Here is a 17,715-nt window from a genome sequence, read left to right as displayed (position 1 = left end):
TAAAAATTTAAGAAAATGAGAAAAATATTTTTCAGTTTAATATTTGCATCCGGACTGCTTCTGAGTACTTCCTGCGAAGACGCCCTTCAGGAAGAGGTCTATGACTTCCTTTCTCCAAGCAGCCTCGAAGACAGCCCAACCGGTGCCGATTTATTGCTTACCGGGGCATATACAACACTAAATGAAAGCCTCTATCGGTATGATGTGTGGCCTAGAATGGGTAATTTCGATGATGACTATTCTACAGGACCAAGCTGGGCATTTGGATCATTGGGTTCCGGAAACTATAACCGTGACACCTGGATGTTTGAAGGTACCTGGGGTGGATATTATAAAATTGTACACAGGGCCAACGTTGGAATAGAAACCATGGACAAAATGACCTTTGTTGCTAAAATCAGGAATGATTACAAAGGGCAGTTTCAGTTTTTGAAAGCTTATTCATATTTCTGGCTTGTCAGAATGTTTGGAGCCATTCCAATGATGGACAAATCTCTAGGGGCCGGAGCTGAAGCACAGCAGCCACGTCAGGAAATCAGCAAGGTATATGCAGAAATAATAAAATTACTAAAAGAAGCTGAAAGTAACCTTTTGACTAACAAAGACCCGAATTTCAAAACCGGAAGAATAAGTAAAGCCGGGGCTAGTTCCTTATTGGCCAAAGTATATCTGACTATTGCGTCTTCATCACTTTCAGGTGCAAAAATTACCGTTTCAGGGGGTAAACCTAGTTTGTCGTCACCTGAAAAAACTACCTATACCAAGTCAGTGGTTAAAGGTTATGAAGGTTTTAATTCGGCTGAGTATTTCAAATTGGCCCGGGACAAAGCCAAAGAAGTGATGGATAGTGGTGAGTTTAGTCTATTTCCTACTTACAGTGAAGTTTGGAGTATAGCCAATCGTAACCGTGGAGAGCACATCTGGATGCTTCAGGCCATTAACGGTAGCAACGCTTTAGGTTTGGGTATTCATACCTGGATGCTGGGTTTCCAGAATGACGCCGGTGAAATCGCCAATGGACGTTGGGCCGGTCAACGCAATCACTGGTATGATCTTTTTGAAGATGATAAAGACGATAGGGTAGTGAAAGGTGTAATGCATACCTGGAAACAATGGGGTGCTACCCATTATTATCCGCCAAAACATGCTGCCAAAGTAACTGCAAAAGATCCGCTTTACAGCTACACAGGTGGAGAGGTCAATTGGGGCAATCAGGAGTTTTATTATGCCGGATTAACCAAGTTTGCGGCTGTTACCAATATTAAACTGGAAAGAGGAGACTTCCATTTTCCATTGTTAAGATACGCAGATGTAGTATTGATGTTTGCTGAAGCCGACAATGAAGTTAATGGAAGCCCAACGCCCGCAGCCTATGCCGCTCTGAACAGTATTAGAACCAGAAGCAAAGCAAGTACTATTTCAGGTTTAGACCAGCAAGGTTTCAGGTCATTTGTTCTTGAGGAAAGAGCACGTGAACTAGCATTGGAAATGAACCGTCGTTGGGATTTGGTTCGTTGGGGAATTTATATTCCGGTAATGAATGCAATTGATGTTGATGAAAATAACGTAGTTAAACGTAGGGAAGAAAGAAACCTGTTGTTCCCGGTTCCAGTACAGGAATTAAATACTAACAAAAACTTTGGTCCTCAGAATCCGGGTTGGTAATTCAAAATATTTATAAAGATGAAAAGAATTTTTAATTATAGCGTTTTAAAATCTTTGACGGTTTTTACCTCAATGGCAATACTATTTGGTGCCTGCCAAAAAATTGAGGTTGAAAAGGTGGCAGTTTGCGATGGCTTGCCAGCTGTGACTTCTGCAACAACCCCTACTGCCAGAACAATCACCATTCCCGGTGCCAAGCTTGACGAATGGGTGGTTTTGCAGGGAAGCAATCTATGCGGTGTAAGCAAAATAATGATCAATGACGTGGAAGTTGATTTAAAGGAGGTTTATATTACACCCACTGAAATCACTTTTAAAGTGCCTAAAACCGTTCCAAAAACCATCAATAATAAAATCATTCTCACTACTCCCGCAGGAAATGCCGAGTTTGGGTTTACTGTTTACATGGCTCCACTTCTGGCTTATGGATATGGTGGCCAGACAGAAGGATTTACGCCTATTGGACAGAATATGGTAATTAAAACCAAGAATCTCGACCTCTATGGCTTTACAGTTCAAAATACGAAAGTACTTTTTGGAACCATCGAAGCCAAGCCAACTAAAGTGACAGCTGAAGAGGTTCATGTAGTAGTTCCAAATGGTGCAGTTGAAAATACAGAAGTTACCATTACCAATGGTGCGAGTACAAAAGTGGTTGCTGAAAGATACAAAGATGCCAGAGGTCTGATATTTACCAATGACCCTGCAAAGCAAGGATGGACTTCTATGAAAGTATCTTCGGGTCCTTCCCCTGCACCGCTTTCAGGTAATTATGCCGTAGTAAAGGGTTTATACGGTGATTGGGCTTGGGACGAAAACTTCCATATTGCCGACAACAAACCTTTGGCCGATTATGGAGTAAAAGGGGGAGATGCAAAGAAAATTTTGGTGAAATTTGAAGTAAACGTACCCAAAGCCTGGGATTCAAATCCGATTAGAATTTGGTACAAAAGCCCGAAAGGCACCATGAATTACAATTTCCCGTTTGGCGGTGGAAATTTCTCGGGCACTGCTTTTAAAACCTCCGGATGGCAAACCGTCACAATTCCGCTTTCTGATTTCATTTATTCTGAAGATGATGCCGGAGCCAACAAAGGCACCAACGTAAAAACCTTGGAAGATGCCCATTTGAAAGAGTGGATTGAAACCCGGATTTATTTACATGGCGGCACAAAACAGGAAATGGAAGTGTATTGGGATAATTTCCGAATTGTACCCGCCCCCGTTCTTGAGTAATCACTGGTTATCTTAAATAATTTTTCGATGTTGGAGGGCTCGTAATGAGCCTTCCATATTCGGAATTCTTATGCAAAAATTACGTCAAAAATTCTATAAGCAAATATTTTTTCTAAAAATTGGCATCTAGAATAACGACAGATGTTTTCAAAAAAAATTTGTATTTTGATATCCCTGCATTTCAATTTTTGATATTTGTAAAATAATATTATTTCAAATAATTCTAATATTTAAAAAATACCTGAGCTATGAAAATGTATTTTCCCCAAAAAATGATTTTGGTACTTGTATTTTTGGTATTTGAAAGTGTTAGTTTTGGTCAAGTCAATAAAAAAGCCGGTAAATCAACCCGGCAGTTATATCAATCACTTTTTAAGATTCGGGGAAAAGGAGTCATTTTCGGGCATCAGGATGCCATGGCTTATGGTCTAAATCCTGATGGTTCACGTTGGATTGCAGATAAACCACTTCAGTCTGACATAAAAAATATTTCAGGAAAACATCCGGGGCTATTGGGCTGGGACCTGGGACATCTGGAACTAGACCACCCGGCTAACCTCGATGGCGTACCGTTTGATTTTATGAAGAAAACGACCATTTTGGCCTATCAGAACGGGATAATTAGTACTTATAGCTGGCACCCTAACAACCCTCTGGATTTTTCGAAATCTACCTGGGATAAAATGGAAAATACGATAGGCAAAATTTTAAATAATCCTGATAACCTGAAAAAATATCAAAAAACGCTGGATAAGCTGGCGGATTATTTCCTGTCTCTTAAAACAGAAAAAGGCGATTTGGTACCAGTAATATTCAGACCTTACCATGAACACACCGGCAGCTGGTTTTGGTGGGGAGCTGACCACTGTACACCGCAGCAATACAAAGATTTCTGGAAAATGACCTACAATTATTTCACCCAAAAGAAAAAAGTAAAAAACCTGCTTTGGGCTTACTCTACCGATAATTTTCGTGATGAGTCCCATTATCTGGAGCGTTTTCCGGGTTATGATTATGTTGATATTCTGGGATTTGACACCTATCATCGAAACGCCCCTCAATCCAATCAGGATTTTATTGTGAATACAAAAAGAATGGTAAAAACGATAGAAAAATTATCTAAAGACAACCAGAAACTATTTGCAATAACCGAAACTGGGCTGGAAAGGGTAACTGAAAAAAACTGGTGGACTCAAATTCTCGGTCCGATTATTTCAGATTCGGGGTTAAGCTATGTTTTAGTGTGGAGAAATGGGCGGCCTGACCATTTTTACGCTCCTTATTTGGGTCAGGAGTCCGCCGATGACTTTAAAAATATGGCTCAAAATGGAATGTTGTTGTTTGGAAATGATTTTAAAATAAAACCTTAACCTGAATGAAAATACATAGCCTTGATGCGGCAGTTATTGTTTTATATCTTATTGTGGTTTCTGCAGTAGGTATAATCATGAAAAACAAAGCCAACAAATCAAAGAATGACTATATGTTGGGCGGGAATAACCTGCCGTTTTGGATGTTGGGTATTTCCAACGCTTCGGGTATGTTTGATATCTCCGGTACTATCTGGATGGTCTCGATCATGTTCATATATGGATTAAAAAGTTTGTGGTTGGTATGGTTGTGGCCGGTATTTAATCAGGTGTTTATGTTTGTGTATCTGGCATCCTGGCTCCGAAAATCAAATGTAAGTACGGGTGCTGAGTGGATATTATTTCGTTTTGGGCAGGGGAAAGACGCCCTTAGGAGTCATAAAATTATTATCGCTTTTGCCCTTTTGAGCTGCTTTGGATTTATGGCTTACGGGTTTATTGGTCTGGGCAAATTCATAGAGATTTTCATTCCTTTTTCATCTATTTCCTCATTTGTTCCTTTTAATATTAGTCCTGAATTCGTCCCTCATTTTTATGGAATTATTTTCACCATTTTTGCGGTTTTTTATTCCATTTTGGGTGGAATGAAAAGCATCGTCTGGGCCGATTTAATCCAGTATTCACTCATGGCTATTGGGTCGGTGTCGATTGGGGGCATCGCAATGTATCATTTGTGGGGACATTCGTTGCCTGTTCCAGCCGATTGGAGCAATATATTTTTTGGCTGGAATCTCAACCTCGACTGGAGTGGGATTTTGCCTGAGGTAAACCAGAAAATTATTGAAGACAAATATGAGCCATTTGGTTTGTTCTTTTCACTGATGCTGGCCAAAGGAATTCTGTCATCTGTGGCGGGACCTGCACCTAACTATGATATGCAAAAGACTCTGTCGACAAGATCACCTAAAGAAGCCTCCTTAATGAGCATGTTTGTCAATATCGTTTTGCTCCCCACCCGTTATTTTATGATTATCGGTTTTACTGTGTTGGGCTTATTATATTTTTCTGAATTAAACATACAAACGGCATCCGGTGCTCTGGATTTTGAGCGGATTTTGCCAGCCTCTATCGTGAAATTTGCACCTGCCGGACTTTTAGGGCTATTTCTGGTTGAGCTAATGGCTGCTTTCATGGGTACTTTTGCAGGTACCCTCAATGCAGCCCAGGCTTATCTGGTCAATGATATTTATTTAAAAGATATAAACCCCAAAGCCAGCAATGGTCAAATCAGCCGCATGAACTACCTCAGTGGGGTTGTCGTGGTGATAATAAGTATTGCTCTGGGAATTTATGCCAAAGACGTAAACTCTGTTCTCCAATGGATTGTGGGTGCACTTTACGGCGGGTATGTGGCTTCCAATGTGCTCAAATGGCACTGGTGGAGATTCAATGCCAACGGTTTCTTTGCCGGGATGCTTTTGGGTATCGTTTCGGCAATGGTTTTGCCCTATGTTTTCCCTGACACTCTACCGCTGTACTATTTTCCGATAATCCTCGTATTATCTTTTGCAGGGGCCATTTTTGGTTCCTTGTTAAGCTCACCAACTGAAGAACCTGTATTGAAGAATTTTTATAAGACAGTAAATCCCTGGGGTTTTTGGGGACCAATAAAGGAAAAAGTGACAAAAGAAAACCCCGGTTTTGTTGCAAATAATCGTTTTAAGTATGATGTTTTCAATGTTTTTGTTGGAATAATTGCTCAAACTTCAATAACCGCCCTTCCCGTTTTTGTTGTCTTGCTCATGCCATTTCAGGCTGTATTGACTTTCTGCATATTGGCAATTTGTGTTTTTATTTTGTATAAAACCTGGTATAAACATTTATCTTGAAAACTAATAGGCCATTTTTAAAATAAGATAGTAATGATTTTTGAAGAAAGATTTAGGTTGTTAAAAGAAGAGAAAGAGGAAATTTTAGGCAAAAAAAATGAGCCTGAGTTTCTGGGAAACGGAATATATAAAAGATACAAAAATCCCGTAATTACAGCGGCCCATGTTCCACTGGAGTGGGAATATGACCTCAATCCTGAAACCAACCCTTATCTCATGAAAAGGTTTCCGATAAATGCTACTTTTAATGCCGGAGCTATAAAATTTGATGGAAAGTACCTCATGGTAGTAAGGGTTGAAGGGGCAGACAGGAAGTCATTTTTTGCCATTGCCGAAAGCCCCAATGGTATCGATAATTTCAGATTCTGGGATTATCCAATCCTTATGCCTGAAACTGATGAACCAGATGGCAATATTTATGATATGCGATTGGTGGCTCATGAAGACGGTTGGATTTACGGTTTGTTTTGCACTGAAAGAAAAGACCCCAAAGCACCGCATGGCGACCAGTCATCGGCTGTGGCTCAGTGCGGTATCGCCCGTACCAAAGACCTCAGAAGCTGGGAAAGGTTGCCTGACCTCAAAACCCCTTCGCCACAGCAAAGAAATGCCGTGTTGCATCCTGAATTTGTGAATGGCCAATATGCTTTCTACACTCGCCCGCAGGACGGTTTTATTGAAGCCGGTAGCGGTGGAGGAATCGGCTTTGGTTTTGTGAAAAATATGCTTTGTCCTGAAATTGATAAAGAGTATATTTTGGACGAAAAACGGTATCATACCGTATATGAAGTAAAAAATGGTCAGGGTCCGGCACCAATAAAAACAGAAAAAGGATGGCTACATCTGGCACATGGCGTAAGAAATACAGCGGCAGGCCTTCGATATGTTTTGTATGTATTTATGACTGATCTCAAAGACCTCACACGGGTAATTCACAAACCAGCAGGGTACTTTATTGCACCCGAAGGCGACGAAAGAATCGGTGATGTGAGTAACGTGGCTTTTTCTAATGGTTGGATTCTGGATGACGACGGTAGCGTTTTTATTTATTATGCTTCCTCCGACACCCGCATGCATGTAGCCACCAGTAGCCTTGACCAGCTTCTTGATTATTGTATCAATACACCCGAAGATGGGTTCAGTCCGTTTGAGTCAGTTAAAAAATTGCATGAAATAATCGATAAAAACCGCGAGTTTGAACTTGTTCCAGGTTTATTAAACTAAAAAATATGAGATTTTCCGGAAGTTTAAAATGTCTCTTATTTTTTTCTGTTTTTTTATATTTTCAAAAATCAAATGCTCAGGTATTTGTCGATTTTGAAACTGAAAATCAGGCCATAACTTTGTCGGGGAAGTCAGCCGGGGTGGTAGATAACTCCCAAAAGACTGGGAATAATTCCAATAAAGTAGCCTACTATCTTAAATCTGCGGGCAATTGGCAAGCAATAAGTTTTCAGTTTTCAGGTGCTGTCGAAATCAAGAAAAACAATACCCTCGGTTTTATGATAAATTCCACCACAAAGGGGCGTGTTTATCTTAAACTATGGCACAAGGGTACGCTGCTTCGTGAAGCCTGGGCACCCGAGTACAATTTTCAGCCAGAACCCAATCAATGGACCAACACCACCTTTGATCTGAGCAGTCTAACCGGAAAGCAGTTTGACAAAATTGAGATTTCGGCCTCAGTGGACAATCAAGCCGAAGCCAAAATATATTTTGATGATTTCAGGCTGTACAATTCCTTGTCGTTAAATGGCAGCCCGGTAGCCAATCTGAAATTTCCGGATATTTCTTTTACAGGAAATACCCTCAATTTTGATGCATCGGGAAGCTTTGATCCCGACGGAGAAATCAAATCCTATGAATTGGATTTTGGCAATGGGCTTATTCTTAAAAACAATACAGGCGTTTTTTCCAATATTTTCGAAAAGCCTTTTTCAGGAAAAATTGTTTTGAAAATTACTGATAATGAAGGTAAATGCAGCATTTTGGAAGACTTTCTTTTTGTATTAAATGCAACAGAAAAGATATCTGAAATTATTATAAAAAATCGGGAAATAAGAAGATTTGAAAAAATAGAAGGTGTTTTTAAAATCAACAAAAACTACAAAAACCCCTATGATGCTGCCGAAATAACATCCAATCTCAAAATCAAATTTTACGGTACTGGAAAAGAACTAAGCGTTCCCTGCTTTTTTTATCAGCCAGCTTCTTTTCAAAATAGCAACTGGGTGGCCGACACCACAAGGTCGTATTGGATGTTTAGGTTTACCCTTGATACCGAAGAGCCTTTTTCAATGAACGTCGAAATCCATGATTCTGAAGGTATTTTAAATAAAAAAGTGAAAGACATTTCAGAGTTTTCCCCTCATTATTTTCCCACTTTTGTAAATGCGATTGAGGTTTTTGATAAAAAAAATCCCATGCAATATTTTCGGTTTAAAGATCAGGACAATGTTTACACCCCTCTGGGAATCAATCTTGGCTGGGCGAGTATTGGTGACTATACCCAGATCATGACCAACCTTTCAGCGTCTGGAGCCAATACCATACGCTACTGGCAGGTGCCATTTAACCGCCAGGCTCTCGAATGGAAAAACGATGGCTATACTCAAGGATTGATGAGGTATTCCCAGGCTGCTGCTGCTTTGAATGATTCTATTTTTGACATTGCAAAAAATCTGAAAATGTTTCTCCAGCCGGTATTGTTCCAGCATGGTATGTTTTCAGAAAATGTAAATTCCAACTGGTCTGATAATCCTTACAATGCCTCTTTGGGTGGCCCATTGACCAAGCCTGAAGAATTTTTTTACAACGAAACCGCCAAAAAATACACAAAAAATTTGTTGAGATACATTGTCGCCCGCTGGGGATATAGCAACAACCTTTTCGCGTGGGAGCTTTTTAATGAGGTGCAGTTTACGGGCAATCACCCCAACCAGTCTGCTCAATGGAAGAAAGCGGTGATTTCCTGGCATGATGAAATGAGCAAATATCTCAAAAGCATTGACCCTTTTCAGCATGTCACCACCACTTCGGCATCGGACGAACAACTCAAACAAATGGGCGACCTCGAGGCTCTTGATGTACTTCAGTTTCATATTTATGATACCAAACTCGCACAGAAACTCGAAGAAAAATCGGATGAAATTAAGTCTGCAATAAATTACAAAAAGCCGGTTTTATGTGGTGAATTTGGTTTGGATGTTGCTACTGCCAATACTCCAATTGATAACCAAAAGATTTTCGTTTGGAAAACTATTTTCGGAGGCACCCCATCTTTCATGTGGATTTGGGATGTGTACAAAGATAAAAAATGGGCAGAGGTTTTCAAATTGCCTGTTTCATTTTCATATCGGAATAAAATACCGGGGCTGGCGGCAACCTACCAGGCAACCAATCGCTACAATTTACAGGCAGACAACTATTCCTTTAATGTTTTGAGTACAAGATACGAGGTTGAACACATATTTTTAAACTACCGCGAAGGTCAAAGGATAGACAAATTAAACCTGCCTTTAGACCGTGATTTGTTAGTGCAAAACGGCGTTTACGATATTTCATTGACAGATATCGAAACAGGTCTAAGTGAAAGTTTTACAAATATTGCCCTGGAAAGAGATTTCCCACTTCCGATAAAAGATTTTAATCTTGGAAAAATCTTAACCTGGCAATACAAAAAAAAAATAGATTTTTCGATACCCAGAATTTCCGCCGACTCAGTAACCGGGCAAGGACAAAAACTTACCATTGATGCAAGCAGGTCTTCAATTTATACTCCTGAAAAAACCATCAATATCTGGAAAGCGGCCGGGCAGGGGAATCCTAGTATTAAAGAACAAACCAGCTCACCACTTAAGGCTGAATTCAGCTCTGACCAGCCGGGTAAATTTTTGGTATATCTTGAAATGAAAACCGGTGAAATAGTTTTGAAGGATTCTGTAAAAATATATGTTAATGCCAGGCCGTCGGTAAAAATGTCTGAGTTGCCCTTGTTAAGCCCCGGCAGCTACAATGACCTGTACATCAGCGATATATCTGATATGGAAAATGACGACGTTAACATCACCTGGAGTTTGGCTTCGAAGCCCGAAGGTAGTCAAAGTACCATCAGCACAGTATCAAAGGTCAATGCACGATTATATGCCGACAAACATGGGGAATATCAGGTGGTTTTAAAATACGCTGATAAATTCAATATCCCTAAGTCAGACACACTAAAACTCCTTACCAACAACATTCTATCTACTTTTGAGACTCCTTCGGTTTTGGTTTTTCCCAATCCTGGTGCCGAAAAAGTCATAATAAAGTTGGGCAAACAACCCACTGATGTCGATAATTTCGCCATAATTTCTACCGATGGCCGGTTGATTCAGCCAATACAAAAACTGGAGAAGAAAGAGACACAAATTGCTATATTTCCTGGTTTTCCACCGATTTTTTTCATCAGGATTTTTCAGGATAAAAAATATTATTCTTTCAAAATTATCAAAAAATGAACCTCCCTCAGTTTGAAAAAGAAATAAACGTAGAACTCAACCGAATTTTGGACTATTGGGAAAAGTTTAGCCCTGATACCAGAAACGGAGGATTTTTGGGAGAAGTAGATATTCTTAACCAACCAGATTATAATGCTCCCAAAGGCGGAGTGCTCAATGCTCGCATCCTTTGGTCTTTTTCGGCTGCTTATGCATTTACCCAAAATCCTGTACATAAAAACCTGGCTCAAAGGGCCTATGAATACATTTGCAGGTATTTTCTTGATCAGGAATCAGGCGGTACTTATTGGTCATTAAATGCCGAAGGAACCGTTTTAGACGGCAGAAAACAAACTTATGGTCTGGCATTTACACTTTATGCTTTTGCTGAATATTTTAAAATCACCTCTGAAAATGAGGTTTTGGAGCAGGCTCAGAAACTATTTTTTGAATTGGAAGAGCATGCTTTTGACCCGAAAAATGGTGGATATTGGGAGGCTTTTTCGCAGAATTGGGAAAAATTGGATGATGTAAGGCTCAGTGAAAAAGATCGAAATGACCCCAAAACCATGAATACCCACCTGCATATAATTGAAGCTTATGCCAATCTTTACCAGATTTGGCCCGATGCATTATTGAAAAAACGGATTATCCATCTTTTGGAAGTTTTTGAAAAACATATTATTAACCCCAAAACCTGGCAGCTACAGTTATTTTTTGATGCCCAATGGCTAAGTCAGAGTGCTGCATATAGCTATGGTCACAATATTGAAGCATCATGGCTGCTTTATGAATCGGCTGAAATTATTGAAGATGCTATTTTGCAAGAAAAATGGTCGGAAATAGCCATAAAAATGGCGGATGCTACCAGCGATGGCTGTCAGCCTGATGGAAGTCTCCTGCATGAATATGACCCCGAAACGAAACATACAGATACCCACCGGGAATGGTGGGTAAGTGCAGAGGGTATGGTTGGTTACCTCAATGCATTTCAGATCAACAATAATCAGGAGTATCTGCATAGGGTAGAAGGTTTTTGGGATTTTATCAAAAAACACCTCCTTGATTTACAAAATGGCGAGTGGTTTTGGGGTGTTGATGACGCTTACCGGAAAGGAAATGAGGGCAAGGTTAGTTTTTGGAAATGTCCATATCACAATGTAAGGGCTTGTTTGGAAATATTGAAAAGAATAAAAACCATTAAATCATGAAATTAAAATTAGTCTTCTTCCTTATTTTTCTTGGGAAAATTGCTATTTCCCAGCCTCCTCCATCGGAGAAATGGATCAAAATAATGGTCTCGCCCAATCATGCCGACTGGAATTATAAGCTAGGTGAAAAAGTAAAATTTACGGTTTCAGTTTTTAAAAACAATGTATTGTTAAAAGATGCTTCCATTGAATTTGAGATAGCCCAGGAAAAGCAGGAAACCGGCAACTCCCAAAATCAAATATTGACTTCAGGAACAACTATTTTAGAACACTCTGGGCTCAAAACACCGGGATTTTTAACCTGTACGGTATCTGTAAAGTTCGAAGGTAAAACCTATAAAGAGTGGGCTAATGTAGCATACGCACCTCTGGATATCAAACCAACTGTGAGTTTACCTACTGACTTTGCTGATTTCTGGAAAAATGCCATTTCCGAAAACAATAAGCTCCCCATGGACACCCGAATGACCCTCCTTCCCGAAAGATGCACCGATAAGGTGGATGTGTATCAAGTAAGCTTGCAAAACTGGAAACCGGGGGCAAGATTATATGGTATTCTAAGTGTTCCGAAAATTTCCGGAAAATTTCCGGCTGTACTTAAAGTGCCCGGTGCAGGCATAAGACCCTACTACGGAGATGTGGCTTTGGCAGCAGAGGGATTTATTACATTCGAAATTGGTATCCATGGTATTTCGGTGATAATGCCGCAACAAAACTATGATGACCTGCTCAGTGGTTGGAACAACCAATACTGGCTCAATAACGCCCACGACCGTGACCGGTATTTTTATAAAAGAGTGATACTGGGATGTCTGAAAGCCAACGATTTTCTGTGTCAATTGCCACAATGGGATGGTAAAAACCTGGGTGTGATGGGCTCGAGCCAGGGTGGTGCATTGTCGATAATCACAGCCGGATTAGATTCCCGTGTTACCGCTGCGGCACCTGTTCACCCTGCTATGTGCGACATGACCGGCAGTTTGTATGGCAGAGCAGGTGGCTGGCCACAACCATTTGCCGATAAATCAAAGGCAAATTCTGCGATTCAAAATGAAATGATAAATGCACTCTCATATTTTGATGCAGCAAATTTTGCGAGATTTATCAAAATCCCAATGTGGTTTAGTTTTGGATACAACGACAACGTTTGCCCGCCTACATCAGTTTATGCAGCTTACAATGCAATAAATTCCAGTAAAACCACTTTTCTGGCTCTGGAATCAGCCCACTGGGTTTTTGATATTCAGATGGATCGTCAGCGGGAATGGATGAAAGGTCAATTGCAGAAATAATGGCGGGATTATTTACTTTCTTTAGTGAATTTTCATGGAAACTTTGCTTTTCAGTTTGATCAGTTAGGGCGAAATAAGAAAATAAATTCCTAATAATTTTACTATTATTTGAAACCGGGAAATTATTTTCAGGAATTTTCCTATAAATTTTTGATATAAATTCTAGTACAGATTTTCATTTAAGTACACATTTTCCTATCTATAATTTAATTAAAAAGAAAAAATTCCTGATAAAGCCTTAATTTTGTGGCCTATTTACAACAAACCGTCACTTTTTTGATGAAAAAACGAGTTGCCATTTTAGGCTCAACTGGCTCCATAGGTACACAGGCACTGGAAGTAATCTCGGCCAATTCTGATGCATTTGAAGTTGAAGTTTTGACTGCCCAATCCAATGCCGGGCTACTTATAAGTCAGGCTGCGGAATTTAAGCCAAATGTGGTTGTAATAGGACTGGAATCAGAATATGACAAGGTGCATGCCGCACTGGACCCACTGGATATCAAAGTATATTGTGGTCAGAAAGCACTCAGTTCGGTTGTAGAAAACGAAAACATTGATATTGTATTAACCGCTTTGGTAGGTTATGCAGGGCTTTTGCCAACTATCTCCGCCATAAAAGCGGGGAAAACCATAGCACTCGCAAATAAAGAAACCTTGGTGGTGGCAGGAGATTTGGTAACAAAGCTAGCCATTGAGCACAAAGTAAATATTCTTCCGGTAGATTCCGAACATTCAGCAATATTTCAATGTCTTTCTGGTGAATACATCAATCCTATAGAAAAAATCATTTTAACCGCTTCGGGCGGACCTTTCAGGGGGAGAAAAAAGGAAGAGTTGCTGAAGGTTACAAAAAAAGAAGCATTGAAACACCCCAATTGGGAAATGGGAGCCAAAATAACCATCGATTCTGCCAGCCTCATGAATAAAGGACTGGAAGTGATAGAAGCAAAATGGCTTTTTGGTGTTGATGCCAGTCAAATTGACGTAATTGTTCATCCACAAAGTATCATACATTCTTTGGTGCAGTTTGAAGACGGAAGCATAAAAGCACAGATGGGACTGCCAGATATGAAATTGCCGATCCAATACGCATTGGGCTATCCGCAACGCTTACATTCAGATTTTCCCCGGTTTGATTTCTTAAATTTTCCTAATCTTACTTTCGAAAAACCAGATTTAGAAACATTTAAAAACCTTGGTTTGGCTTTCGAAGCCCTGAATCGGGGAGGAAATGCCCCGTGCATCCTGAACGCGGCCAATGAAATCGCCGTTGAGGCATTTCTTCATGATAAAATTGGATTCCTGAATATGTCTGATTTGATACTTGATTGCCTTCAAAAAGCAACTTTTATACAGAATCCAACGTTAGAAGATTTAATTAATACCAACGAACACACGAGGAATATCGCAAAAGAACTAATTTGAAAGTCATGAAAAAAGGAAAGCCATTCGATGTCATATATGAAGACAATCACCTGATTATTGTCAATAAAGCCGCCGGAATACTTGTTCACGAGGATATCACTCAAGACAAAACACTTGAAGATTACGTAAAGGAGTACATCAAAATAAAATACGAAAAGCCGGGGGATGTGTTTCTGGGGACAGTGCATAGGCTTGACCGTCCGGTAAGTGGGGTAGTGGTTTTTGCCAGAACATCCAAAGCACTCACACGCATGAATGAAATCTTCAGAAAAAGGGATGTGCAAAAAACTTACTGGGCAATTACCTCAAGAAAGCCTGAGAAAAAATCGGGTAGGCTTGTACATTGGTTGGTAAAAGACTCAAAAGCCAATACTGTAAAAGCGTATGACCATGAGGTAGAAAATAGCCAGAAAGCCGAATTAAATTACCGTTACATCGGGAATATCAATAAATATCATTTGATAGAAGTAAATCCAATCACCGGAAGGCCTCATCAGATAAGGGTTCAGCTGGCATCTATGGGTTGTCCGATACGGGGAGATGTAAAATATGGCTTTCCGAGAGGTAATGAAGATGGCTCTATTCATTTACACGCAAGAAGAATATACTTTATTCATCCAATCAAAAACGAACCCGTATTGTGTAAAGCGGCAGTTCCGGAAACTTCTTTTTGGGAAGAATTCCTATCATTAGAGACTGAAGAAATAAAAGAAGAAAACCTGAAATTTCTTTATTGAGAAATTACCTCCTGATTTTCAAAAATATCAGATGAAGCTTGCTCAAAAATTTTCTTGATTCCTTCGAAAGCACCTGTGATGATACCTAAAGGCAATATCAATGGCATAAAAACGAGCCATTGTACGGTCATAAAAAAGTTTATTCTTTTCATAATGGTATAGTTTGATACGTTAAAATCCTTGCACAATACTTTCTGTCCAAAAAACGTACCATTTTGCTCTAAAGTTAAAATTTTTATTTAAATAATACAAAAACGTATATTATTTTTTTTATTTTTTATTTTCAAAATATTAAAAGCTTGATTTTTAGAGCAAATAAAAAGAGGCAACCACATAGTGATTACCTCTAATACTTATATAATAACCTATGGTTTTAATAATTCCATCTCACAAATGCCTCCATGGCTTCGTATTCTGCCAAGCCCAGTTTATTGTATAATTCGGCAGTTGCCTGATTTCGTTCTTCGGCTCTTTGCCAAAACTCCCGTGCATCACTTCCCTGGAATACCACGCCGTCTTTTTGAGACTGATGTTTAAAGATCCCCAATCTTTTCTGAATCACCTGGTCAGGGCTCATTGGAACAGCCATTTCTATTTCATGGATTTCCCATTCAGCCCATGCTCCTCTGTATAACCATACCCAGCAGTCCTTCATGAAGTTCTTATGCTTTAGCTCAATAGCAGCATTCATTATGGCATCGAGACATACTTTATGTGTGCCATGCGGGTCAGCCAGGTCACCAGCAGCGTATATTTGATGGGGTTTAACCTCTTCAATCAGATTTTTTATAACTTCAATATCTTCCCGGCTCAGTTTATTTTTCTGTACTTGCCCGGTTTCATAAAATGGCATATTTAGAAAATGTGCATTTTCGACCGGAATACCCACAAATCTACAAGTATTTTTAGCTTCCCCTTTTCTGATTAATCCTTTAACGTATCTAACCTGCGGGGTATCGAGTTCGCTATCTTTTTTATTATTCAGGAAGGCTTTTGCTTCGGCAAAAATCCTCGTCGTATCGTCACTTTTTATTCCAAATTGTTCATTAAAATCAACAACAAAATCAATAAATCTTAATGCTTCGTCGTCAGATACAGCAATATTGCCCGAGGTTTGATAGGCAACATGCACATCGTGTCCCTGATCAACTAAACGCTGGAATGTACCTCCCATCGAGATGATGTCGTCGTCGGGGTGCGGACTGAAAATAATAACTCGTTTTTTCTCCGGAAGAGCTCTTTCGGGTCTGTTAGTATCATCGGCATTTGGTTTTCCCCCCGGCCACCCGGTAATTGAATGCTGTAATTGATTAAATACTTCTATATTTATTTCATAAGCTTGACCATGGCGAGCCAGCAAGTCAGACAAACCATTATCATTATAATCCTTATTAGTAAGCTTCAAAATTGGCTTCTTGAGTTCCAAAGAAAGACCACAAACCGCCTTTTTGGTCAATTTATTATCCCAGATTACATCTTCTACCAACCAAGGCGTTTTAATCCGTTTCAGATCTGAAGCGGCAGATTCATCAACCACAAAAAGCACATTTGGGTGAGTTTGAAGGTAAGACGAGGGGTTTTGCTCAGTCACCGAGCCTTCTACGGCGTCGGCAATCATACCCGCTTTTCTTTCGCCCCAGGCAAGTAATACTACTCTTTTGGCTTGTAATATTTTTGAAACACCCATCGTAATGGCTTTTTTTGGTACTTTTGCTAGCTCGCCAAAGTCAGACACGGCTGCAGCTCGGGTTGAGTGGTCAAGCATCATTAGGCGGGTTTTTGAATTCATCAAAGAGCCCGGTTCGTTAAAACCTATATGACCGTTGCCCCCAATTCCCAAAAGTTGGAAATCAAGACCACCCAATTTTTCTATTTTTGATTCATAATTCCGGCAGAATTCTTCAATCTGATTTTGTGGAATATTTCCAAATGGCACAAAATAATTCTCTTTTGGAATATCCACATGATCAAATAACTGTTCACGCATAAACCTCCAGTAACTTTGAATAGCATCCTGTTCCATGGGATAATATTCGTCAAGGTTAAATGAAATTACATTTTTGAAACTGAGGCCTTCTTCCCGGTGCATCCTGATCAGTTCGGCATACACAGTTTTAGGAGATGACCCCGTAGCAAGACCCAGAATACAGTTTTTCCCTTCTTTAGCTTTCGATTTAATCAGGTCCGCAATTTCTCGGGCAACCGAAATAGAAGCTTCTTTAGGGTCTGAAAAAATCCTTGTTGGTATTTTTTCGTAAGCAATTGGTTCTTTGAATAAAAGGTTGTTCATAAAATGGTTTTGAGCTTAATTTTCAAACAAAAGTATATCAAATATTTAAATAAAAATTACAATTATTAAAATTTTTTAAAAATACAATTAAAGTCTAATAACACCTCTTATCATAAACAAATCAAAAAAAGGTTAGTAAATGGCGAAATTTAGAACAATTTTCAAATCGAATTGTTGGT

Annotated in this window: 12 protein-coding genes; 10 read left to right on the top strand and 2 right to left on the bottom strand. The window is 39.6% G+C overall.

The window, feature by feature from the left end:
* Positions 1–15 precede the first annotated feature (15 nt).
* From IPP61_05255 to IPP61_05210, 10 genes are all read left to right on the top strand, one after another.
* Positions 16–1,665 carry a RagB/SusD family nutrient uptake outer membrane protein gene (locus IPP61_05255; protein MBL0324576.1) on the top strand — a complete coding sequence of 550 codons (1,650 nt, stop codon included), beginning with the start codon at positions 16–18 and terminating at the stop codon, positions 1,663–1,665.
* An 18-nt stretch (positions 1,666–1,683) separates the two neighbouring features.
* A complete protein-coding gene (locus tag IPP61_05250; GenBank protein MBL0324575.1) occupies positions 1,684–2,901 on the top strand; it encodes a hypothetical protein in 1,218 nt (405 codons plus the stop codon).
* 272 nt (positions 2,902–3,173) lie between these two features.
* On the top strand, positions 3,174–4,271 hold the full coding sequence (locus IPP61_05245) for a beta-mannosidase (protein MBL0324574.1): 1,098 nt from the start codon (positions 3,174–3,176) through the stop codon (positions 4,269–4,271).
* Positions 4,272–4,276: 5 nt separating this feature from the next.
* On the top strand, positions 4,277–6,100 hold the full coding sequence (locus IPP61_05240) for a Na+:solute symporter (GenBank protein ID MBL0324573.1): 1,824 nt from the start codon (positions 4,277–4,279) through the stop codon (positions 6,098–6,100).
* A gap of 33 nt (positions 6,101–6,133) precedes the next feature.
* Complete coding sequence (locus tag IPP61_05235) at positions 6,134–7,324, top strand: glycosidase (protein ID MBL0324572.1); 1,191 nt, start codon at positions 6,134–6,136, stop codon at positions 7,322–7,324.
* Between the two features lie 5 nt (positions 7,325–7,329).
* Positions 7,330–10,599 (top strand): cellulase family glycosylhydrolase, encoded by a 3,270-nt coding sequence (locus IPP61_05230; protein ID MBL0324571.1) that lies wholly within the window; start codon positions 7,330–7,332, stop codon positions 10,597–10,599.
* A complete protein-coding gene (locus IPP61_05225; GenBank protein MBL0324570.1) occupies positions 10,596–11,789 on the top strand; it encodes an AGE family epimerase/isomerase in 1,194 nt (397 codons plus the stop codon). The genes IPP61_05230 and IPP61_05225 overlap by 4 nt, the downstream gene beginning before the upstream one ends.
* A complete protein-coding gene (locus IPP61_05220) occupies positions 11,786–13,081 on the top strand; it encodes an acetylxylan esterase (GenBank protein ID MBL0324569.1) in 1,296 nt (431 codons plus the stop codon). The genes IPP61_05225 and IPP61_05220 overlap by 4 nt, the downstream gene beginning before the upstream one ends.
* A gap of 279 nt (positions 13,082–13,360) precedes the next feature.
* Positions 13,361–14,509, top strand: a complete 1,149-nt coding sequence (locus tag IPP61_05215) for a 1-deoxy-D-xylulose-5-phosphate reductoisomerase (protein ID MBL0324568.1) — start codon at positions 13,361–13,363, stop codon at positions 14,507–14,509.
* 5 nt (positions 14,510–14,514) lie between these two features.
* Complete coding sequence (locus tag IPP61_05210) at positions 14,515–15,246, top strand: RluA family pseudouridine synthase (GenBank protein MBL0324567.1); 732 nt, start codon at positions 14,515–14,517, stop codon at positions 15,244–15,246.
* On the opposite strand, the gene IPP61_05205 is transcribed toward IPP61_05210, so the two are convergent.
* Positions 15,240–15,398 carry a hypothetical protein gene (locus tag IPP61_05205; GenBank protein ID MBL0324566.1) on the bottom strand — a complete coding sequence of 53 codons (159 nt, stop codon included), beginning with the start codon at positions 15,396–15,398 and terminating at the stop codon, positions 15,240–15,242. The genes IPP61_05210 and IPP61_05205 overlap by 7 nt on opposite strands.
* 221 nt (positions 15,399–15,619) lie before the next feature.
* Positions 15,620–17,536: a glucosamine-6-phosphate deaminase gene (gene nagB, locus IPP61_05200; GenBank protein MBL0324565.1), complete on the bottom strand. Its 1,917-nt coding sequence runs from the start codon at positions 17,534–17,536 to the stop codon at positions 15,620–15,622.
* Positions 17,537–17,715: the final 179 nt, after the last annotated feature.

This window comes from Cytophagaceae bacterium (assembly GCA_016722655.1).
Taxonomy (GTDB): Bacteria; Bacteroidota; Bacteroidia; order Cytophagales; family Spirosomataceae; genus Leadbetterella.
The sequence above is the reverse complement of the archived record's forward strand: the minus strand, read 5'-3'. Positions and strand labels throughout refer to the sequence as shown.